The following is a 21,784-nucleotide window of genomic DNA, read 5'->3' as shown; positions in this document are numbered from 1 at the left end:
TTTATGCAAGAGCTGCTGGAATTGTTAAAGGACGGTCATAGCCGCACAACCGTCATGCTGGCTTCCGAACTGCATACGACTCCGGAAGACATAAGCAGGAAGCTGGAGTATATGGAGCATATGGGGATCATAAGGAGAGTCTCTCTCACCTTCGCCTGCGGAGGCTGTACAGGCTGTACGGAAGGTGCAAAAGGCGGAGAGAGTGCCTGTGGGGGCTGCATCCCCGGGGAAAGTATGCTGAATATGGGAGAAATGTGGGAAATCAATCTTCCCGAGGGGAGGGATGGAAGCTGATCCTTCAAAGCGGAACCTCTTCTTTCACTTGCTCCCTCTGAGAGACCCGCCGAAAAGCCGTTTCCTATGAGCTCTCCGAAAAGCCCCGGACCCTGCTGAGAAAGCTCTTCATCCGCTCATTTTCCGAGCGGAAGACCTCCTCCGGGGGCCCCGAGAGGAGGACGGAGCCCTCTGCCATGAAGAGGATGCGGTCGGAGATCTCCCTCGCAAAGCCCATCTCGTGGGTGACGATGACCATGGCGATTTTCAGCTCCCGGAGGGAGAGGATCAGCTTCAGGACCTCCCCGCTCATCTCGGGGTCCAGGGCGGAGGTCGGCTCGTCGAAAAAGAGGAGCTTCGGGCGGAGGGCCAGGGCTCTTGCGATCGCGACTCTCTGCTGCTGTCCTCCAGAGAGCTCGCAGGGGTAGCTCCTCGCCTTTTCGAGGAGACCCATCCGGGAGAGGAGCTCCCGCCCCCTCTCCTCCGCCTCCGCCCTCGGGCGCTTCTGCACGTGGATTACGGCGTCTGTCACATTTTGCAGCACATTCCAGTGCGGGAAGAGGTGGAAGCTCTGGAAGACGAGTCCGTAGATGGACTTTAGCTCCTTCAATGTCTTCGGAGAGGCGTAGACCGATCGGCCGCCTTCGTCCTCATAGGCCGCCGCGATGCCCTCATAGGCCGCCGCGATGCCCTCATAGGAGAGGCTTCCGAAGTCCATTCGCTCGAGGAGCGTCGCCAGGCGGAGAAGCGTGGACTTTCCCGAGCCGGAGGGACCGATGACGGATACGATCTCTCCCTCCGAGACGCTGAGATCGACGCCTCTCAGCACCTCCAGAGAGCCGAAATCCTTCCGCACATTTTTCATTTCCAAGACATTCATTTCGTCCTCTCCATTTATCAGATGCTGTAATAATCGAGGCGCTTCTCCAGCCTCTCCATCAAAAAGGCCACGATAAAATTGAAGATATAGTAGAAAATTCCGGCGGCGATCAGAGGGGTCATGGAGCTCTGAGCGGAGGAGAGGGCCTTGGCCGCGGTAAACATTTCCATCACCGAGATGGAGAAGGCGAGGGAGGTGTCCTTTACCAGGGTGATGACCTCATTTGTGACGGCAGGCAGGATCCGTTTTATGACCTGGGGGAGAATGATGCGGAGGAAGCTCTGGGCCCTGCTGTAGCCGAGGATCTCCGCGGCCTCATACTGCCCCTTCGGGATGGACTGGATGCCGGAGCGGTAGATCTCCGCAAAATAGGCGGCGTAGTTTATGACAAAGCCGATGCAGACCGCGATATTCCGGTAGCCGGGGCTTAAGCGGATGCGGAAGAGATAGTAGGGGCCGTAGTAGACCACAAAGAGCTGCAGCATGAGCGGCGTCCCCCGCATGATGGAGATATAGATCCGGATCAAGGCGGAGAGGGGGCCGTTTCGGCTCATCCTCCCGAGCGAAACGAGGAGGCCGAGAGGAAGAGATAGGATAAGCGTGATCAGAAAGATCTGAAAGCTCACGCCGAGGCCCTTGAGAAGAGGAAGAAGTATCTCCGCCATTCCGAAATCCTTTCTGTTTGGGAAGTAAAAGAAGAGCTGCGGGAGCTTCCGGGAGGGGAAGGAGCGCTATTTCAGAGTGAAGACATCGTCCTTTCCGAACCATTTCCGGGAGATCTCCGCCGTGCTTCCGTCCTTTTCCATCTCAAGAAGGACAGTTTTTACACTTTGCGCGAGCTCGTCCTCTCCCTTTCGGAAGCCGATCCCGTACTCCTCTGCGGAGAGGGTGTCGGAGAGGATCCTCATCTTCTCCTCGGAGCTCGGATTCTTCTTCTCCGAATTTGTGATCTGGTATCCAGCGACGACGGAATCCATGCATACGGCATCGCAGGCACCGGACTGGAGATCCATCAGAGCGGTATTATAGTCCGCGACCTCCGTGAGGGAGGAGAAGGATTCCTTCAGCTTTTTATTTTCCTCCTCCTTCAGGGCGTCCAGTCCGGAGGAGTCCTTCTGAACCTCGACGGCCTTTCCGGAAAGGTCTGCGAGCGTCTCGATGCCGGAATTATCCTTTACGACAAAGACCTGCTCATTTGCCATATAGGGGCCGACCCAGCTGTACTTGTCCTCCCGCCCCTGCATGGAGAAGCCGTTCCAGATGCAGTCGATATTGCCGGAGGAAAGCTCCATATCCTTTGCGTCCCAGTTGATCGGCTGGGGGACAAATTCGAGCCCCAGGCGCTTTGCGACCTCCTCCGCGAGCTCCAGGTCATAGCCCTGGTAGCCGCCCTTATCATCGACGAAGCCCATCGGCGGGAATTCCTGATCGAAGCCGACGGTGAACTTTCCGCTCGGCGTCTTCACGCTCCCTTCCTTGCTCACGCTCTTCTCCGCCTCGCCTTTTTCCGCCTGGGCAGAGCCTTCGGAGCTCTTCTCCTCGGCCTTCTCCGTCACCTTTTCCGTTCCCTGCATCGTCGCCTTTTCGGAGCTCTCTCCTCCGCAGCCGCTGAGCAGTGCGGCCGCCGCGATCGCTGCGATTCCGATCCAAAGCTTTCTTTTCATAATACCCTCCATAATACTCTTTTTGAGATGTCCTCCCTGCGGAAGTTCCGCCTGCCTCGCAGGATCCGCGGCTTTTGCTGTTATTCTCTTTTCTGCCGCGCTGCAGTGAGGCGGGAAGCTGGATTTCTGCCGGTGTCGAATTCCTTCCGACATTAGTTTAGCGTGATAACACGTTACCATGCTAAACTAATGCTGTCAAGACTTTTCTTTTCTTATTCTTGCGGTTTTGTGCATATTTCCTTATAATAATAAGAAAGATCGGGCGGAGGAGAGGCAGTCTTTCCGTCACGGTGCGGTTTTGCCTGCGCGGCAGGCGGAAGGAGTATTATGAAAAAGAGAATTCTTTCGGCAATGATGGCGCTTCTCATGGCGGCGTCTCTCGCGTCCTGCGGAGGCTCCGCGGCGGAGAGCACAAAGGCCGCCTCCGAGGGGACAAAGGAAGAGTCCCGGAAGGAGGAGAAGGGGAGCAGCGCAGCGGAGGAGAAGGGCGAGAGCAAGGAGAAAAAAGCCGATGCCTCCGGCCTTAAGGTCGGGATCGTGACAGACGTCGGCGGGGTCAATGACGGATCCTTCAACCAGTCGGCCTGGGAGGGCCTCCAGAGGGCGGAGAAGGAGCTCGGTGTGCAGGCGAAGTACCAGGAATCGCACACAGATGCGGATTATAAGCCGAATATCGAAAACTTCGTGGACGAGGACTATGATCTCATCATCTGCATCGGCTATGCGCTTGCGGATGCGCTGAAGGAGGAGTCCGCGGCACATCCGGATGTGAAGTTCGCAATCGTGGACGACGCTTCCCTCGCGGATGCGAAAAATGTGACCTCTCTCATGTTTGAGCAGGCGCAGGTCTCCTATCTGGCCGGCTATGTGGCGGCAAAGACGACGAAGAAGAATACGATCGGGATCGTGCTCGGCATGGCGACGGATCTCATGCACCAGTTCGGATATGGCTATCTCGCCGGTGCGATCGACGCCAATCCCGGAATCAAGGTGCTCCAGACCAATGCGAATTCCTTCGCGGACACTGCTGCCGGAAAGACCGCGGCGAACAATATGGTCGCGCAGGGAGCGGATGTCATCTTCCAGGTGGCGGGCGGCACGGGACTCGGCGTCATCGACGGCTGCAAGGAGGCCGGAATCTGGGCGATCGGCGTGGACTCCGACCAGAGCTCTATCGCACCGAAGACAATCCTGACCTCCGCGATGAAGAGGGTGGACAATGCGGTCTTCGATGTCACAAAGGAGCTCGCGGAAGGGAAGCTGGAGCCGGGAGTCAAGACCTACGCACTCGCAGATGAGGGCGTGGATCTCGCGCCGGTCACGGACAATATCGATCCGACCGTGCTCTCTGAGGTCGAGGAGCTCAAGAAGAAGATCATCTCCGGGGAGATCACGGTCCCGAAGACAAAGGCGGAGTTCGAGGCAAAGTACGGCTCTGTCTACGAGCTGGACGACTAAGGAGCAGGGAGAGACAGAGGTTTAGCCGCCCGGCCTTCGGACGGAGGGAGCGAATGGGAAAAATGAGAGAAATCACGATGGAGAGGGTGGAGAAGACACGGGAGGAGATGCTTAAGACCGTGAAATCCCCCGTGCTGACGCATGAGCAGAAGGTCGCCGCGATGGCATCCCTCGCGGATTCCCTCCTGGAGGTGCTGAACCTCCCGGAGGGGCTCTCCGAGCTCCTCGATGCACCGATCGAGACGCAGTGCATCTGCGATCTCTTTGAGGGGCACGCGCCGATGCGCCCCCGATACATCATTCCGGACTACGGGCGCTTTTTAAAGGGAGGCTCCTCCTTCCTGGAGCTCGGGGCGCCGGGAGATCTCTATGAGGCGATCAATGCGCTGGAGATTTTCTATAAGCATGTCCCCTCCGTCACGAATTATCCGGTCTATGTGGGGGCTTTGGACCGGCTTTTGGAGCCCTTTGTCTCTTCCATGGACGAGGAGGAGGCCTATCGGCTGATCCGGGCTTTCTTCATCCATATGGACCGGACGATCCTGGACTCCTTCTCCCACGGAAACATCGGCCCTGAGAGGACGAAGGCGGGAAGTCTCATCCTCCGTGCGATCGCGGAGACGAAGGACGCGGTCCCGAATATGACGATGAAGTATGACGCCTCCCTGACGGAGGATGCGTTTTTGCTGGAGGCGGTCCGCGCCGCTTTGGAGAGCGCAAAGCCGAGCTTTGCGAACGATGCGATGTTTCGCTCGGAGCTCGGGCCGGATTATGTCATCGCATCCTGCTACAACGGTCTCCCCGAGGGAGGAGGCTCCTATACGCTCTGCCGTCTGATCCTCGGAAATATCGCAAAGCGCGCGAAGGGGATTGAGGACTTCCTCTCCCGGGAGCTCCCCTATGTGATGGATCTTCAGGCCCGCTATATGGATGAGCGGATCCGCTTCATCGTCGAGGAGTCCGGCTTCTTCGAGAACAATTTCCTCGCGAAGGAGGGCTTCATCCGAAGGGAGCGCTTTACGGCGATGTTCGGCCTTGTGGGACTCGCGGAGGCGGTCAATCTCCTGCTCGAGAAAGAGGGGAAGAAGGGCCTTCGCTTCGGGCATTCCGAGGAGGCCGCGTCGCTCGGCGTCCGCATCATGGACACAATTTCCGCCTTTAACGAGGCGCACAGAAATCCCTACTGCGAGGTGAGCGGCGGGCATTTTCTCCTGCACGCGCAGGTCGGGATCTCCAGTGACATCGGTATCAGCCCCGGGACCAGGATTCCGATCGGGGAGGAGCCGGAGGAGCTTGTGGATCAGCTGGAGCTTCTGAGCCGCTTCCACCGCTATTTTCCCTCCGGGACGGGAGATATCTTTCCGATTGAGCGGACAGTGCACCGGAATCCGGAATATATCATGGATATCATTAAGGGAGCCTTTCAGAAGAAGCTCCGCTACCTCTCCTTCTACTCCAGTGATTCCGATGTGATCCGGATCACCGGCTATCTCGTGAAGCGCTCGGAGATCAAAACTCTCGAGAAGGGCGGGAATGTGAAGCATGATACGACGGCGCTCGGCATGGGCGCAAAGCAAAATGGCCATATTCTGGAGAGGAGAGTCCGCTGATGAGGGCTCCGGTCAACCGGATTATCCCTTTCAGCGCAGTCGACGGGCCGGGAAACCGGACCGCCGTTTTTTTACAGGGCTGTAATTTCAACTGTAAGTACTGTCATAATCCGGAGACCCGGAAGCTGTGCATCCACTGCGGGGACTGCGTGGAGGGCTGTCCGGGAGGCGCGCTGTATTTCTCCGATTCTCCTCTTCCTTCCGCATCCCGCCCTTTTCCGGGGGAAGAGAGAGGAGAGTCCGGACTGGGGGCGTCTGCATTATCCTCCTGCCCTTTTTGGGGGGAAGAAAAAAGAGAGGGCATTTCGGAGGAGAGAGAGCGGGAAAGCCCCCATTCCGGGAGATGGGTGCTCTTTTCTCCGGAAAAGTGCATTGGCTGTGATCGCTGCATCCGGATATGTCGTCACGACGCGAGCCCGCGCATCCGCTGGATGAGTCCGGAGGAGCTCCTCCGGGAGCTGTCCAAAAATCGTCCCTTTATCCGGGGAGTGACGGTCTCCGGCGGAGAGTGCACCCTCTATCCGGCCTTCCTCCGGGAGCTCGCCGCCCTCCTTCTTTCGGAGGGGCTGGAGCTTTTGCTCGATTCGAATGGAAGCTATGATTTTTCGGAGGATCCCGCGGGACTGCTTCCGCTCCTCTCCGGTGTCATGCTGGATCTCAAGGCCTGGAAGAGAGAGGAGCATGAAAAAGTCACCGGAACGGGCAATGAGGAGGTCCTCGGAAATCTGCGCGCTCTCCTGCAATGCGGCAAGCTCTATGAGCTTCGAACTGTGGTGGTGCCGGGGCTTTTCGACTATGAGGGCTGCATCCGGGAATGCGCGAGGATGCTCCGGCCCTACCCGGAGGTCCGCTATAAGATCATCGCCTTTCGGAAGAACGGCGTGAGAGCGGAATATCGGGATTTCGAGAGCCCGACGGAGGAGGAGATGTCCCGCCTCTTGGAAATCGCAAAAAGCGAGGGGGCGGCGAAGGTATTGACTCTGTAGGGAAGACGGGAAAGGGAGCAGGGGAGAAATATGGGAAGCAACATGGACGGGAAGACCGTGGTCATCGAGATGCGCGGCATCGTGAAGCGCTTCGGGGACTTCGTCGCAAACGATCATATCGATCTTAAACTTCACAAAGGGGAGGTTCTCGCGGTACTCGGAGAGAACGGGGCGGGGAAATCCACGCTGATGAATGTGCTCTACGGCATGTACCGCCCGACGGAGGGCGTGATCCGGGTCGAGGGAAAAGAGGTGGAGATCGACAGCCCGGAGAAGGCGATCACGCTCGGTATCGGCATGGTGCACCAGCACTTTATGCTGATTCCGCCCTTTAGTGTGACGGAGAACATCGTGCTCGGCTCAGAGCCGAGGAAGGGGCTCAGTTTGGACCTTGCGGGGGCGAGAAAAAAGATTTTGGAGCTCTCGGAGAGCTACAATCTGAAGGTCGATCCGGACGCGAAGATCGAGGACATCAGTGTCGGAATGCAGCAGAGGGTGGAGATCCTGAAGGTCCTCTACCGGGGGGCGAAGATCCTGATTCTGGATGAGCCGACGGCGTCCCTCACGCCACAGGAGATCGACGAGCTCATGGAGATCATCCGAAGCCTCACGGCCGCCGGAAAATCCATCCTTTTAATCACGCATAAGCTGAAGGAGATCAAGGCGAGCTCAGATCACTGTATGATCATCCGGAGGGGAAAGTATATTGATACGGTGAAGGTCTCGGAGCACACGGAGGATGAGCTCGCATCGCTCATGGTGGGGCGGAAGGTCAGCCTCCGGGCGGAGAAGGAGGAGAGGAATCCGGGGGAGACGGTCCTCTCCGTAAAGGAGCTTCGGGCGAGGGACTACCGCGGCGCGGAGATCCTGAAGGGGCTCAGTCTCTCAATCCGCGGAGGAGAGATCCTGGGACTTGCCGGGATCGACGGAAACGGGCAGTCCCAGCTTGTGGAGATTCTCACCGGCCTCTCCAAGGCGGAGTCCGGCGAGGTGAGGATGGGGGGAGAAAACATCTTAAATCATACGCCGCGCGATACCTTCTTAAAGGGGGTCTCCAGCATCCCGGAGGACAGGCAGAAGCACGGACTGGTGCTCGACTTCACCGTGGCGGAGAATCTCATATTACAGAATTTCGGGCAGAGGCCGTATTCGCATCGGGGGATCCTCAACAAGGGGGCGATCCGAAGGCATGCGGCGGAGCTGATCGAGCGCTTTGATATCCGCCCCTCAGGCTGCGAGGAGCGGCCCGCGGGACAGCTCTCCGGAGGGAATCAGCAAAAGGTTATCATCGCCAGAGAGGTGACAAATGACAAGGAGCTTCTGATCGCCTTTAATCCGACGAGAGGGCTCGATGTCGGCGCGATCGAGTTTGTGCACAGCTATCTTCTGGGACAGAGGAACAAGGGCCGCGCGATCCTTCTGGTCTCCTTCGAGCTGGAGGAGATCATGGGGCTCTCGGATCGGATCGCCGTCATCTTCGACGGAAGGATCGCGGGGGAGATGCCCGGGAAGGATGCGGACGAGTATCAGCTTGGTCTTTTGATGGCGGGAGGAAAAGCGGAATGAAAAGCGGAATGAAACAGAAAATTTTGAAAAGTCCGACGCTCTATACGCTTCTTTCCATCGCGCTCGGATTTTTGCTCGGCGCGATCCTCCTCTTTCTGATCGGCGTAAATCCCACGGTGGCCTACGGGAAGCTCTGGAACGGGATCTTCGGAAAGCCGAAGTTCGTCGTCTACAGCATCGTCTATGCCGCGCCGCTCATCTTTACGGGGCTCTCGGTCGCCTTCTCCTTCCGGACCGGCGTATTCAACATCGGGGCAGAGGGGCAGTATATCATGGGAAGCCTCGCGGCGCTTGTCGTGGGTCTCCTCGTCCCGCTCCCGGCGCCATTTCACGCGATCGTGTGCCTGCTTGCGGCGGCTCTTGCGGGAGGGCTCTGGGGCGCTCTCGCGGGTCTTCTCAAGGTGAAGAAGGGGATCAATGAGGTCCTCTCCTACATCATGCTGAACTGGATCGCCTTTTACTTCTCAAACTATGTGATCAACCAAAAGGTGATCCACACGGAGCAGGGGGCGGATGCCAGCAAGAATATCTTAAAGAGCGCGAGCATCCGCATGCCGGAGTTCTTCTCGCGCCTGAGCGGCTGTACGGATATCCACTGGGGCATCGTGCTCGCTCTCCTTGCGGCGCTTCTCATCTGGTTTATCATGGCGAAGACGAGCTTCGGCTATCAGCTTCGCGCGGTGGGCTATTCCCGCTCGGCGGCGGAATACGCCGGCATCGATTCGAAGAGAGTCTTTCTCCTCTCGATGGGGATCTCCGGCATGCTGGCGGCGCTCGGCGGGGCGGTGCAGGTCCTCGGCATGGCGGAGCGGATCGCCCAGTTCGCCTCACAGGAGGGCTATGGCTTCCAGGGGATCACGGTGGCCCTGATCGGCGGGACGAATCCGATCGGATGCATCTTCTCGGGACTTTTCTACGGGGCCATGAAGTACGGAGGGAATAAGCTGACCGTCGTGAATGTCCCGACGGAGGTCGTAAATATCATCATGGGGACGATCATCCTCTTCATTGCGATCACCCCGTCGGTCCGCACGGTGCTCCTGAGGGCCGTCAGAGGGGAGGGAGGGAAATAAGTATGCTGCTCACCTATCTCGGACTTTTGATCAATGCGATGCTCATCTCCACGCCGCCGCTCCTCCTCGCGGGACTCGGCTCCTGCTTCTCGGAGAGATCCGGCGTTGTGAATATCGGCATCGAGGGAATGATGACGATCGGCGCCTTCGTCGGCGCTCTCGCCGCCTACTATACCAACAGCGGCTGGATCGGCTTCCTCTGCGGAGGGCTCGCTGGGGCGTTCCTCGGCCTGATCCACGCCGTGGCCTGCATCAGTCTGCATGCGGACCAGACCATCGCGGGCACGGCAATCAACTTCATCGGCCCCGGCTGCGCGGTGTTTTTGTGCAAGGCGATCTTTGAGAACTCCTCCGACAGCCCGGCGCTCGATACAGCGGCGAAGCTTCCGAAGATGTTCGTCGGAGTCTTTCCGGCGGGCTCCTTCGCCTACAATGTGATTTCGACCTATTCCGTGGCCTATCTCAGCTTCCTTCTCGTCCTCCTTCTCTGGTTCGTCTTTTTCAAAACGCGCTACGGGATGCGGCTCCGGGCCGTCGGAGAGCACCCGGAGGCCTGCGCGACGCTCGGGATCAATGTCTACCGGGTCCGCTATACCGCGGTCATCCTCTCGGGCTTTCTCGCGGGGCTGGGGGGAGCGTTTGTGACGCTGGCGACGGTCTCGCAGTTCCGCCCCTCCGTCATCGTGGGGCAGGGCTTCATCGCGATCGCGGCGGTGATCTTCGGGAAGTTCACGCCGCAGGGGACCCTCCTCGGCTGCCTGATCTTCGGGCTCTGCAACGGGCTCCGCTCTCTTCTTGGCGGCTCGAACCTGATCTCACCGCACCTTCTCTCCATGATCCCTTATGTCGTGACGCTGCTCACCCTGATCCTCTTCGTCGGGGCGGGACATGTCCCGGCCGCAAACGGAAAGCCCTATCTGAGATCAAAATGATTCGGTAAGGCTCCCGGGAGCCGTCCTCCGCTCCCCTCTTTCCGGGAAAGCGAGAGGCGGAGGCTCCCATTCCAAAGAGAAGGGAGCGAAGAGGGATGCATCAGGAGAAGGAGACGGAGGCAGAAGAAATCGACGAAGGGAAGGAGATCGATGGAAATGGACTGGAAGAAGCTTTTGAAACCGCAGTACCTCATCCTTTCTCTCTATGTGATCGCGACTGCACTGCTCCTCTATATCGGAAGCAAGCTGGTGGATCACTTCGGGGATTTTCTGAAGTCGGCGGAGGGGATTTTCGGCTGGCTCCTCATCGTCCTAAAGCCCCTTGCGCTCGGCTTCTCCTTCGCCTATCTTCTGAGTCCGGTGGTGGAATTTTGGGAGAAGAGACTTCAGGAGATCCTCCCGGAGAGAAGAAGTGCAGGGGAAAAGAAAGGGAAGGGAAGAGGGGAGCGGAGAGGATGCCGGCCCGCCGCACTCCTCTTAACCTTCCTCCTCGTGATCCTTTCCGTCACATTGCTTTTGTCCCTTTTGGTCTCCGCGCTCACAAGCAGCGTGCAGCTTGCTGACATGGATAATCTCTGGGAGATGGCCTCCGGCTTTGCCGCCGCCGTAAACAGCTTCTACCAGGATATCCTGCAGAAGCTCTCAAAGCTCCCGGTCGGGGGGAGCGACTTCAGCCAATATCTGCAGGATGGGGTCGGGACGGGACTGTCCTTCCTCCAGGGCTTTTTGCAGGGGATCCTGTCGACCTTCGGGAATGTGGGCTCCTTCCTCTCAAGCTTTGTCTTCGCTCTGATCTTTTGCATCTACTTTCTCCTGGACGGGGAAAATATCGCCCGCTATTGGGGGAGAGCCTTCCGCCTCCTCTTCGGTGAGCGGATCTTCCGCCTTCTCGGCGTCTTTCTCTCGGATGCGGACCGGGCCTTCTCCGGCTATATCCGCGGGCAGATCATCGACGCCGTCATCATGATGGTCCTGGTCAGTGCCGTCCTGGCGTTGGTCGGCGTGAAATACGCCCTCATTATCGGAATCCTCACGGGGATCGGAAATCTGATCCCCTATACCGGACCCCTGGTCGCCTATGGCTCGACTCTCCTGATCTGTCTCCTCTACGGAGATTACCGGAGACTTTTGATCGCGCTCCCCCTCCTCTTTGTGATCCAGACCCTGGATGGAAATATCATAAATCCGAAGCTCTTAAGCGACAGTGTGAATGTACACCCGCTCCTTGTCATCGCCTCTCTTTTGATCGGAGGCGCGGCGGGCGGCTTCCTGGGCATGCTGATCGCGGTCCCTGTCGGGAGCCTTTTAAAGATTCAGTTTGACCGCCTGCTCCGCTATAAGGAGGAAAGAAGGTTCCCCGCGGGAGATCCTGTCTCCTGAGAAACTCGAAAGCATCAAAAATCGGCGGGGAAGGACATAGCTTCCATCAAGAAAAGCGGCAAAGAGCGTGCAGAAAGCGCGCAAAAAGAGGGAGCTCTCCGGTCCAGGAGCTCCCTCTTAAAGAATCCGAGAATCCATTTAATTGTCGCTTGCGTCGGCCTCTGAGAGCGTAAAGGTGAAGCGCTTCTTGATCTCTTCATCGGAGGCGAGGTACTCGTCGTAGCTCGTCAGCTTATCGATCAGATGTCCGTCGATGATCTCCATGATCCGATTCGCCGTGGTCTCTACCACCTGGTGATCCCGGGAGGAAAAGAGGAGGACGCCCGGGAAATTCTTTAAGCCGTCATTCAGGGCGGAGATCGCCTCCATATCTAGGTGATCCGTCGGCTCATCCAAAAGGAGAACATTCGCCCCGGAGATCATGAGCTTTGAGAGCATACAGCGGACTCTCTCTCCTCCGGAGAGCACATTCAGCTTCTTCACGCCGTCATCTCCCTTAAAGAGCATACGGCCGAGATAGCCCCGGACATACTGGGTGTCCTTGTCCGGGCTGTACTGCGTCAGCCATTCGACGATCGTGTCCTCGGACTGAAACTCCCTGCTGTTGTCCTTCGGGAAGTAGGACTGACTGGTCGTGAGCCCCCACTTGTAGTCCCCCGAATCCGCCTCCATCTCCCCGGAGAGAATCTGCATGAGCACGGTCTTTGCGAGCTCGTTCGGGCCGACGAGAGCGACCTTGTCCGTCCGGTTTAGGTTGAAGCTGATATTGTCCAGCACCTTTACGCCGTTTATGCTCTTTGTGAGGTTTTTTACCTCCAGGACATCATTCCCGATTTCGCGGTTTGGCTTAAACTGGATATAGGGGTACTGGCGGGAGGAGGGCTTGATGTCCTCGAGCTCGATCTTTTCGAGGGCGCGCTTCCGGGAGGTCGCCTGCTTGGATTTCGAGGCGTTTGCGGAGAAGCGCTGGATGAATTCCTGCAATTCCTTGATCTTCTCCTCCTTCTTCCGGTTCGCCTCCTTTTGCTGGCGGACGATGAGCTGGGAGGACTCGAACCAGAAATCATAGTTCCCCGCAAAGAGCGTGATCTTCCCGTAGTCGATATCCGCGATGCCCGTGCAGACCTTATTCAGGAAGTAGCGGTCGTGGGAGACGACGATGACGGTGTTCTCGAAGCCGATGAGGAAGTCCTCCAGCCATTCGATGGAGTTCAGGTCGAGGTGGTTCGTCGGCTCGTCGAGGAGGAGAATGTCGGGATTTCCGAAGAGCGCCTTTGCGAGGAGGACCTTGACCTTCTCGGAGCCCTTTAAGGAGGACATCAGCTCGCGGTGGAGAGGAGTTCCGATCCCGAGGCCGTTTAAAAGGGTCTCCGCGTCCGTCTCCGCGTTCCAGCCGTCCATCTGGGCGAACTCTCCCTCGAGCTCCGCCGCGCGGATGCCGTCCTCATCGGAGAAATCGGGCTTTTGATAGAGGGCGTCCTTTTCCTTCATAATCTCATAGAGGCGGGAATTTCCCATGATGACCGTCTCGATCACAGGATAGGCGTCGTACTTGAACTGATCCTGCTCGAGGACGGACAGGCGCTGCCCCGGCGTCACGATGATCTCCCCGGAGCCCGGCTCCAGCGCGCCGGAGAGGATCTTTAAAAAGGTGGACTTTCCCGCGCCGTTTGCGCCGATTACCCCGTAGCAGTTTCCCTCGGTAAACTTGATATTGACATCCTCAAAGAGTGCCTTCTTTCCCACTCTGTAGGTTACATTGCTTGCAGCGATCATCTTATCTTCCCAGCTCTCCCTTTCTTTTCTTTTCCTGAAATATTTCCCTTGCTTCGCTTTTCCATCTGCGGATCATGATTCCGCGGGCCCCGTGATTTTTCGGAGCTTCGCCGTGCAGCAGCATAGGATTTCGCGAAGCACATCATTCCGCAAGGATCATAATTATGATTTCTTACAGATCATGTTCCTGTGCAAAGACCCTTCTTCCCCTTTCGTGCAGGTACGTCGCGGAAGAGGACTTTCTTCGCAGAGCATGATTCCGGTGTCATAAAGACCCTTCTTCTCTTTCGTGCAGGCACATCGCGGAGAAGGACTTTCTTCGTAGAGTATGATTCCGGTGTCATAAAGTCCCTCTTCCTCTTTCGTGCAGGCACGTTGCGGAAGAGGGACTTTCTTCGCAGAGCATGATTTTCGAGAAGATCATGTTCCTGCATGAACAATGATTCCCGCGTGGCTTCGCGGCCCGGCCGCTCCCGCCCCGCGCCCTTCATTCGCATTCCCGCGTGGCTGCGCCCCGCTGCATGCTCATGAGGGGGGCGTGTCATAAAGTCCCTCTTCCTCTTTCGTGCAAGCACGTCGCGGAAGAGTATGTTCTCACACGAACAATGATTCCCGCGTGGCTTCGCGGCTCAGCCGCTCCTGCCCCGCGCCCTTCATTCGCATTCCCGCGTGGCTGCGCCCCGCTGCATGCTCATGAGGGGGGGGCGTGTCATAAAGTTCCTTCTCCCCTCTCGTGCAAGCACGTCGCGGAGAAGGAACTTTCGACACTGCTGGAATCATTGTATCGGAGATTCTGGGGGATGTCAAAGGGCTCTCGGGCATTGAAAAAATACGGGATTTTGCTACAATAGGGGGCGTTCTTTGAGGAGGGGGATCTGTGGTGAAAAAGGAGCTTGAATTCTTCCATATAGGGGATTCTCTGGGTGGGAATCAGGACTGGTGTCTGGATCATATGATGCAGCTTGGCGGCTGCGCGGCTGTCACGGCCTGCGACTGTTCCATTTACTTTGCGCTTCGCCGCGGCCATCGCGCGCTCTATCCCGGGGATCCGGAGAGGATCGATCGAGACCGTTATCTCTATTTCACGGAGGAGATGAAGCATTATCTTCATCCGCGCTGGAGCGGGATCGATAAGCTCTCCCTCTTTGCAAAGGGCTATCAGAAATATCTGGAGGACCGGGGGGAGCATGGGATCGGGATCGGAACCCTGGAGGGGAGCAGCGATCCGGAGGAGGCAAAGAAGGCGGTTCTCCGTCAGATCGATGCGTCTCTTCCCGTCCCCTGCCTCATCTTAAATCACAAAGATCCGGCGCTGGAGGACTATGTCTGGCACTGGTTTCTTCTGATCGGCTGCCGCTATCAGGGGGAGGATCCGCTTTCAGAGGAAGCGGACTTTTCCGTCCTCACACTCACTTACTCTGAGGCGAAATGGGTGAAGCTCGACGCGCTGTGGGAGACCGGCTATTCGCCTCGGGGAGGGCTTATCCTCTTTCAGGAGAACAAAGAGGGTATTCTCGCTCCGACTGCTGCGGTAAGCGGAGCGGAAACGATTTAAGGGGACCAGAGCTTGAGGCGCCTGCCCATCCTTCTCCAATTTCAGAAATCGGGAATGGCAGTACTTCCGGATGATTAAGAAGATGCTCCCGGCACATATCTTCGAAGCAGCGTCGGATTTAGATACTTATGAGTTGACAACTCATGAGTATCTTATTTCGCTCCGCGCCAAAAGCCAACGGATGACATGAGCCGATCGGAGCAATACCGGCGGATGCAGCCGTTGATCTCCTGAATGAATTCGCGAATCGGGCATTCATCCCGTTGCGCTTATGCTATGGAAGATCTTATTTTTGAGAACGCCAAAGAGGCCGCGTTATTTCTGCGGAGTCTATGACGGTAAGACAATGCAGAGAATCATTTGAAGATAGGGCCGATTCAGGAAGCTTCTGATGAATTGGCCCTGTTTTTTGAGTGGAGATCCTGCGTAAGGAATATAAGCCGTAAGGCTTCATAAGTGCTTTCGCTAAAAAGGGGTCTATAGATATAAGCCTTTAAACGGAAAAAATTGAAAAATACAATTCCATCTTGGAGCTCAACTGCCCTCATCTTCGACTTCCATCTTCCCTCCAAGATTTCTTTTGCAGACATGCCATTCATGAATTTCACATGAGAATTTGGGGGAAGGATATTCTTTTTTCGGAGATATATCAGAACAGAAAGAAAGAGGTGTGGAAAAAAGTAGAGAAACAGGGCGGAAAACTCGTAAAACAAAATCAACAAAAGTGTAGACAAGAAAGAACTTTTATGTAGATGCATATCAAACAACTGCATGATAGGGAAAAGAACTGCGACATAAAGAGGGACAATTTTTTTCATGAGCTTTCGCATAGGAACTTGATCCCCGGCTTTTATGAGAAAGCGTTTAAATTCCCGACTGAAGAAAATTGCTTCTATTTCCTTTTTTTCCATCTTTTTCTTCCTGCGATCTAAGACCCGAATGTTTTTCGTTGGAATAGGTGCTTTTGAAAGATAGAAATAAAATCACTCTCCATCTTTCGCTGCTTATATAATACCTCTTAGAGATGTAAATAGATAGTTTTTTGATATAGTCCGTATACTATGACAAGAGAAAATTTCTGATGCGCTGGTATCTTTCATTGCTTACCATGGGTTTATAAAGCAGGAGTTCAAGCCTTTTAGAACTGTAAATAACAATCCCATCCTCATATTCTTTGACCGAGAGCCCCTTCATCCAGGCTTTGCCCAGGATTTCTTCCTTTGTAAGGGAAGAAAAGATATTCTTTTTGAGAGGATTCGGCTTTCTAAAACGGCTTAATGAAAAAGCAATAATAGGAGTGAAGTATACTGCGGTTAGGGCGATGCACAGCAAGATAAAATTAAAAATCAGATCAGACAGCTGATACCATTTGATCTTAAAAAAATAAAGTGTCTTCATAAAAAGGAACAGAAAACCAATCAGCTGGATCTTGAACACGACCGATTTTTGATAAATGCCGGTGTCCCAAAAGACTCTCAGATAAAATTTTTTAAATCCCCAGGTACGTGTATAAGCTTCCCACTGAATAGAGGGGTCATTGTTTTTTCTTTCCATGATTTTTCTTCCTAATCTTTCTGCTTTTGTGAAAAACCTGTCAATCGGACTGGGAGAAAGAGCTTCTTCTTTCATGGCTTCACCACTTATACAGAATAGAAGCATTCGTCAATCTTCATTGTTTATATAATACTCCCTAGGGATGTAAATGGATAGTATTTCCGGAAAGATAGAATTTCAGTCTTTTCTTCGTTCGTTTCTGATTCTGCGAACAACTTCTTATTAACCATTGAGAAAGGAGACTCTTATGGTTGATAGGGAGAGAGCTGCGAAGGCTGCGGAGGCACTCGGAAATTATCGCCGGACCGATGAAGAGAAATATTTTGAGAACTTGTCGCGCTGTTATGAAGCCTTGCTCAGAAAGTTGACGAGAAAGCTATGCTATAAGATCCTTCGCATCAGCTCCATCCTTTTTGTCTCCGGGACTGCATTTCCGGCCCGCGAAAGACGGACTTCGACGTTTTGTATAGGAGGAGCTTAAAAATATAGTAAGTATATCCGTCAATTATTTGACTATTCGCTATCGACAAGGGAGAAGCTTTGCACTATAATAAAAAATATAACGGATTCATCGGAGAATAGAGTTTATAATTTGTAGAAAAGAGAAACTTTGTTTGATTGAGAATCCATTTCAGACCGGGATGTCAGAACCCATCCTCGGGAATTTTCGGTAAAGGAGGCAGAAACATGGAATTGAAGACACCGTTGTATGATGCGCATGTGAAGGCCGGAGGGAAGATCGTGCCCTTTGCGGGCTTCCTGCTCCCCGTGCAGTACGAGACGGGTGTGATCAAGGAGCACATGGCGGTCCGCGAGAAGGCAGGACTTTTTGACGTCTCCCATATGGGAGAGGTGCTCTGTCAGGGCCCGGATGCGCTCGCAAATCTGCAGAAGCTCCTCACCAATAACTTTGACAATATGGTGGACGGACAGGCGAGATACAGTCTGATGTGCAATGAAAAGGGAGGCTGCGTCGATGATCTGATCGTCTATAAGAGAGGGGAGAACGACTACTTTATCGTCGTGAATGCCGCGAATCAGGACAAGGATTTCCAGTGGATGCTGGATCATCAGTTCGGAGATGCTAAATTCACCAATGTCTCGAAGGACTACTCTCAGATCGCCCTCCAGGGACCGAAGGCGATGGAGATCCTTAGGAAGCTCACGACCGAGGACAATATCCCGAAGAAGTATTACCACGCGGTCTTCAACGCTGAGGTCGCGGGGATGCCCTGCATCGTCTCGAAGACCGGCTACACCGGAGAGGACGGCGTAGAGCTCTACCTCGAGAATCAGTACGCGGAGAAGATGTGGGACAAGCTCCTGGAGGCCGGGAAGGAAGAGGGACTGATCCCCTGCGGACTCGGTGCGAGAGATACGCTCCGGATGGAGGCTGCGATGCCGCTCTACGGGCATGAGATGAACGATGAGATCACTCCTCTCGAGACAGGCCTCAACTTCGCGGTGAAGATGGACAAGCCCGACTTCATCGGAAAGGCGGCGATCGAGGCGAAGGGAGAGCCGAAGATCAAGAGAGTGGGACTCAAGGTGACGGGAAGAGGAGTCATCCGCGAGGCGGAGGATGTGCTTGTCGACGGAAAGGTCGTCGGACACACGACCTCCGGAACGCACTGCCCCTTCCTGGGCTATCCGGTCGCGATGGCTCTGGTGGATCCGAAATACTCTGAGCTCGGACAGAAGCTCGAGGTCTCGGTCAGAGGACGGTCGGTAGAGGCCGAGGTCGTACCGCTCCCCTTCTATAAGAGAGCAAAAAAATAAGAAGGAAGAAGAGCGAGGTAAACGGAAAGGATATCGAAGCGTTTCGCTTCGTTTTATGGGAAAGTGCATCACAGGCGGCAGGGCCGCCGTCATTTTAAGGAGGAGAATGCTATGTCAGTGAAGGAAGGACTGCTGTACACGAAGTCTCATGAGTGGGTGAAGGAGGAGGGCGATGTCTGGGTAGTCGGACTGAGTGACTATGCGCAGTCTGAGCTCGGTGATCTTGTATTTGTGAATCTTCCCGAGGAGGGAGATGAGGTGAAGGTCGGAGAGTCCTTCTCCGAGGTCGAGTCTGTGAAGGCAGTGTCGGATGTCTACTCTCCGCTCTCCGGCGTGGTCTGCGGAGTCAACGAGGAGGTGCTGGACAATCCGGCCAGCATCAACGGCGCTCCCTACGATTCCTGGATGATCCGGGTGAAGGATGTCTCCGATAAGGCAGAGCTTATGGATGCGGCGGCGTACGAGGCGTACCTGAAGACCCTCGCCTGATGGGCGATTTTGAGAAAGGCGGTAGAATCAATGGGAAAATACGTTCCCAATACAGAGGCGGAGCAGAAGGCGATGCTCTCGGAAATTGGTTTTTCTTCCTTTGATGAGCTCTTTGCGCATGTTCCGGAGGAAGTGAAGCTGAGGAAAGAGCTGGACATCCCCTCCGGCCTCTCGGAGCTTGAGGTCAGGCGGGATATGACGAAGCTCGCGGAAAAGAACAAGATCTTTCCGGTCATCTTCCGAGGCGCCGGGGCCTACCGGCATTTTATCCCGTCCATCGTAAAGAGTGTGATCTCAAAGGAGAATTTCCTGACCTCCTATACACCCTATCAGGCGGAGACCAGCCAGGGCGTCCTGCAGTCGATCTTCGAGTACCAGACAATGATCTGCGATCTCACCGGCATGGATGTCTCGAACGCATCGGTCTATGATGGGGCGACGGCGGCCGCAGAGGCGGTTGCGATGTGCAGGGAGCGGAAGCGGAAGAAGGCTCTGGTCTCCTCGCTCATGCAGCCGGATACGCTGGAGACGGTCAAGACCTACTGCCATGGAAACGGCATGGAGCTTGAATTCATCCCGGAGAAGGACGGTCTGACAGATATAGATTACCTGAAGGCGCATCTGGATCCCAGCATCGCCTGCGTACTCATCCAGCACCCGAATTTCTACGGGAATCTGGAGCCGGCGCGGCAGATCGCGGATCTCAGCCATGAGGCCGGTGCGAAGTACATCATGAGCGTGAATCCGATCTCACTCGGTATCTTAAAGTCCCCGAGAGAGTACGGCGCGGATGTCGCGGTCGGAGACGGACAGCCCCTGGGGCTCTCGCTCGCCTTCGGCGGACCGTATCTCGGCTTTATGGCCTGCCTGGACAAGATCAAGAGAAATCTGCCGGGACGTATCGTCGGACAGACCAATGACAAGGAAGGCAGAATCGGCTATGTGCTCACGCTGCAGGCGAGAGAGCAGCATATCCGGAGAGAGAAGGCCTCCAGTAATATCTGCTCCAATCAGGCGCTCTGCGCGCTCGCTGTCGCGGTCTATCTCTCGGCAGTGGGGAAGCAGGGCCTGAGACAGGCTGCGGAGCTTTCGACCGCGAAGGCCCATTATATGGCGAAGGAGCTGGAGAAGATCGGCTTCCGGCCGGCCTACAAGGCGGATTTCTTCCATGAGTTTGTGACGGTCTCTGAGACCCCGTCGGAGAAGGCGCTCGCCGCTCTGGAGAAGCAGGGGATCCTCGGCGGCTATCCGCTGGATGAGAAGAGAATTCTCTGGTGCTGTACCGAGGTGAACGACAAGCGCGGCATCGACGAGGCAGTGCAGATCCTGAAGGAGGTGAAGTGATGCTTATTTTCGAAAAAAGCAGAGCCGGCAGAGGCTGTACGCTGTTCCCTCCCTGTGACGTAGAGCCGGCAGCGGTGCCGGAGAAGGATAAGAGGGAGCTGGAACTCCACCTCCCGGAGCTCTCGGAGACGGAGATCAGCAGACATTATACGGAGCTTGCGAAGAAGGCCCGCGGCGTAAACGACGGCTTCTATCCGCTCGGCTCCTGCACGATGAAGTATAATCCGAAGATCGATGAGGATATGGCGGCGCTCCCGGGCTTCACCGAGATCCACCCGCTGCAGCCCATCAGCACGGTCCAGGGCTGTCTCGAGGTCATCCAGACCGCCGAGAAGTATCTCTGCGAGATCACCGGGATGGACAGCATGACCTTGCAGCCGGCCGCCGGTGCCCACGGAGAGTTTACGGGCATCATGCTCATTAAGGCTTACCATGAGAGCCGGAACGACAGCAAGCGGAAGAAGATCATCATCCCGGACTCCGCGCACGGCACGAATCCCGCCAGTGCGACGATGGCGGACTTTTCCGTGGTCTCCGTGCCCTCCGGGCCGGATGGCTGTGTCGATCTGGAGAAGCTGAAGGAGGTGCTCGGGGACGATATCGCGGGCCTTATGCTCACGAATCCGAACACGGTCGGTCTCTTCGATAAGAACATCCTGGAGATCACGAAGCTGGTTCACGACTGCGGCGGCCTGAACTACTACGACGGGGCGAATCTGAACGCGGTCATGGGCGTCGTGAAGCCGGGCGATATGGGCTTCGACGTCATCCACCTGAATCTCCATAAGACCTTCTCCACCCCGCACGGCGGCGGAGGACCCGGAAGCGGAGCGGTGGGCTGCAAGGCCTTCCTCGCGGACTTCCTGCCCTCTCTCATGGTGGTGGGAGAGAAGGAGAAGCACTTCGAGAAGCCGAAGAAAAGCATCGGCGAGATGAAGAACTTCTACGGGAACTTCCTGGTCGTCGTCCGCGCGCTGGCCTATATCAAGACGCTCGGAAAAGAGGGAGTCCCCGAGGCCTGCCACAATGCGGTTCTGAACGCGAACTACATGATGGACAAGCTGAAGGATATCTATACCATGGCCTACGACGAGGTCTGCATGCATGAGTTCGTCATGAGTCTCGAGGATCTCAAGCATAAGACCGGCGTATCCGCAATGGATATCGCAAAGGCGCTGCTCGACAACGGGATGCATCCGCCAACAATGTATTTCCCGCTGATCGTGCATGAGGCTCTGATGATCGAGCCCACGGAGACAGAGTCCAAGGATACCCTGGATGACGCCATCCGTGTCTACCGGATGCTCTATGAGGAGGCGCAGAAGAACCCGGAGAAGCTTCACGAGGCACCTGTCACGATGCCGGTCGGAAGGCTGGATGAGGTGAAGGCGGCGAGGGAACCGGTCCTTCGCTACGAGTGGAAGTAGGATTCCATAGGATGATTCAGCGCGGACATGGGCCCTCG

19 protein-coding genes are annotated in these 21,784 nt (G+C 55.8%); 13 read left to right on the top strand and 6 right to left on the bottom strand.

The genetic code is table 11. The annotated features are described in order from the left end of the window. The first annotated feature begins 3 nt into the window (after window positions 1–3). Window positions 4–294 carry a hypothetical protein gene (locus tag HMPREF1986_RS03705; RefSeq protein WP_155978759.1) on the top strand — a complete coding sequence of 97 codons (291 nt, stop codon included), beginning with the start codon at window positions 4–6 and terminating at the stop codon, window positions 292–294. 64 nt (window positions 295–358) lie between these two features. On the opposite strand, the gene HMPREF1986_RS03700 is transcribed toward HMPREF1986_RS03705, so the two are convergent. The 3 genes from HMPREF1986_RS03700 to HMPREF1986_RS03690 all read right to left on the bottom strand — a co-directional run bounded on the left by HMPREF1986_RS03700 (window position 359) and on the right by HMPREF1986_RS03690 (window position 2,817). Beyond that, entirely contained in the window at window positions 359–1,153 is a 795-nt protein-coding gene (locus HMPREF1986_RS03700; RefSeq protein ID WP_021773427.1) for an amino acid ABC transporter ATP-binding protein, read from the bottom strand. Between the two features lie 17 nt (window positions 1,154–1,170). After that, entirely contained in the window at window positions 1,171–1,818 is a 648-nt protein-coding gene (locus HMPREF1986_RS03695) for an amino acid ABC transporter permease (RefSeq protein ID WP_009213563.1), read from the bottom strand. A 66-nt stretch (window positions 1,819–1,884) separates the two neighbouring features. Continuing rightward, a complete protein-coding gene (locus tag HMPREF1986_RS03690) occupies window positions 1,885–2,817 on the bottom strand; it encodes an amino acid ABC transporter substrate-binding protein (protein ID WP_036599218.1) in 933 nt (310 codons plus the stop codon). Window positions 2,818–3,144: 327 nt separating this feature from the next. Here HMPREF1986_RS03690 and HMPREF1986_RS03685 point away from each other — a divergent pair, with 327 nt between their 5' ends. The 7 genes from HMPREF1986_RS03685 to HMPREF1986_RS03650 all read left to right on the top strand — a co-directional run bounded on the left by HMPREF1986_RS03685 (window position 3,145) and on the right by HMPREF1986_RS03650 (window position 11,822). Beyond that, window positions 3,145–4,275, top strand: a complete 1,131-nt coding sequence (locus tag HMPREF1986_RS03685; RefSeq protein ID WP_021773425.1) for a BMP family lipoprotein — start codon at window positions 3,145–3,147, stop codon at window positions 4,273–4,275. A 53-nt stretch (window positions 4,276–4,328) separates the two neighbouring features. Continuing rightward, window positions 4,329–5,885, top strand: coding sequence for a YjjI family glycine radical enzyme (locus HMPREF1986_RS03680; protein ID WP_021773424.1), 1,557 nt, complete (start codon window positions 4,329–4,331; stop codon window positions 5,883–5,885). Continuing rightward, a complete protein-coding gene (locus HMPREF1986_RS03675) occupies window positions 5,885–6,871 on the top strand; it encodes a radical SAM protein (RefSeq protein ID WP_036599165.1) in 987 nt (328 codons plus the stop codon). Before HMPREF1986_RS03680 ends, HMPREF1986_RS03675 begins: the two co-directional genes overlap by 1 nt. 30 nt (window positions 6,872–6,901) lie before the next feature. Continuing rightward, window positions 6,902–8,437 (top strand): ABC transporter ATP-binding protein, encoded by a 1,536-nt coding sequence (locus HMPREF1986_RS03670; RefSeq protein ID WP_021773422.1) that lies wholly within the window; start codon window positions 6,902–6,904, stop codon window positions 8,435–8,437. Then, entirely contained in the window at window positions 8,434–9,510 is a 1,077-nt protein-coding gene (locus HMPREF1986_RS03665; RefSeq protein ID WP_021773421.1) for an ABC transporter permease, read from the top strand. The genes HMPREF1986_RS03670 and HMPREF1986_RS03665 overlap by 4 nt, the downstream gene beginning before the upstream one ends. 2 nt (window positions 9,511–9,512) lie before the next feature. Further along, complete coding sequence (locus tag HMPREF1986_RS03660; protein WP_021773420.1) at window positions 9,513–10,442, top strand: ABC transporter permease; 930 nt, start codon at window positions 9,513–9,515, stop codon at window positions 10,440–10,442. 156 nt (window positions 10,443–10,598) lie between these two features. After that, a complete protein-coding gene (locus HMPREF1986_RS03650) occupies window positions 10,599–11,822 on the top strand; it encodes an AI-2E family transporter (RefSeq protein ID WP_036599160.1) in 1,224 nt (407 codons plus the stop codon). A gap of 138 nt (window positions 11,823–11,960) precedes the next feature. Here the strand turns inward: HMPREF1986_RS03650 and HMPREF1986_RS03645 are convergent, their stop codons facing one another. Then, window positions 11,961–13,598: an ABC-F family ATP-binding cassette domain-containing protein gene (locus HMPREF1986_RS03645; RefSeq protein ID WP_021773417.1), complete on the bottom strand. Its 1,638-nt coding sequence runs from the start codon at window positions 13,596–13,598 to the stop codon at window positions 11,961–11,963. 880 nt (window positions 13,599–14,478) lie between these two features. Here HMPREF1986_RS03645 and HMPREF1986_RS03635 point away from each other — a divergent pair. Continuing rightward, window positions 14,479–15,153, top strand: coding sequence for a hypothetical protein (locus HMPREF1986_RS03635; protein WP_242837346.1), 675 nt, complete (start codon window positions 14,479–14,481; stop codon window positions 15,151–15,153). Between the two features lie 377 nt (window positions 15,154–15,530). Here HMPREF1986_RS03635 and HMPREF1986_RS03630 read toward each other — a convergent pair whose 3' ends face one another. Next, window positions 15,531–16,064: a hypothetical protein gene (locus HMPREF1986_RS03630; protein WP_021773411.1), complete on the bottom strand. Its 534-nt coding sequence runs from the start codon at window positions 16,062–16,064 to the stop codon at window positions 15,531–15,533. A 148-nt stretch (window positions 16,065–16,212) separates the two neighbouring features. After that, window positions 16,213–16,707 carry a hypothetical protein gene (locus tag HMPREF1986_RS03625; RefSeq protein ID WP_036599154.1) on the bottom strand — a complete coding sequence of 165 codons (495 nt, stop codon included), beginning with the start codon at window positions 16,705–16,707 and terminating at the stop codon, window positions 16,213–16,215. A gap of 687 nt (window positions 16,708–17,394) precedes the next feature. Between HMPREF1986_RS03625 and gcvT the strand changes: the two genes are divergently transcribed. From gcvT to gcvPB, 4 genes are all read left to right on the top strand, one after another. Continuing rightward, window positions 17,395–18,486, top strand: coding sequence for a glycine cleavage system aminomethyltransferase GcvT (gene gcvT, locus HMPREF1986_RS03615; protein WP_021773407.1), 1,092 nt, complete (start codon window positions 17,395–17,397; stop codon window positions 18,484–18,486). A 111-nt stretch (window positions 18,487–18,597) separates the two neighbouring features. Then, on the top strand, window positions 18,598–18,975 hold the full coding sequence (gene gcvH / locus HMPREF1986_RS03610) for a glycine cleavage system protein GcvH (protein WP_009213586.1): 378 nt from the start codon (window positions 18,598–18,600) through the stop codon (window positions 18,973–18,975). Between the two features lie 30 nt (window positions 18,976–19,005). Beyond that, the gene (gene gcvPA, locus HMPREF1986_RS03605; RefSeq protein WP_021773406.1) at window positions 19,006–20,319 is read left to right on the top strand and encodes an aminomethyl-transferring glycine dehydrogenase subunit GcvPA; all 1,314 of its coding nucleotides are present in this window, start codon (window positions 19,006–19,008) and stop codon (window positions 20,317–20,319) included. Beyond that, a complete protein-coding gene (gene gcvPB / locus HMPREF1986_RS03600) occupies window positions 20,319–21,746 on the top strand; it encodes an aminomethyl-transferring glycine dehydrogenase subunit GcvPB (protein ID WP_009213588.1) in 1,428 nt (475 codons plus the stop codon). Before gcvPA ends, gcvPB begins: the two co-directional genes overlap by 1 nt. Window positions 21,747–21,784: the final 38 nt, after the last annotated feature.

The organism is Oribacterium sp. oral taxon 078 str. F0263, from assembly GCF_000469565.1.
GTDB lineage: Bacteria > Bacillota > Clostridia > Lachnospirales > Lachnospiraceae > Oribacterium.
Note: the sequence above shows the minus strand (reverse complement) of the source record. Positions and strands in the feature narration are given on the sequence as shown.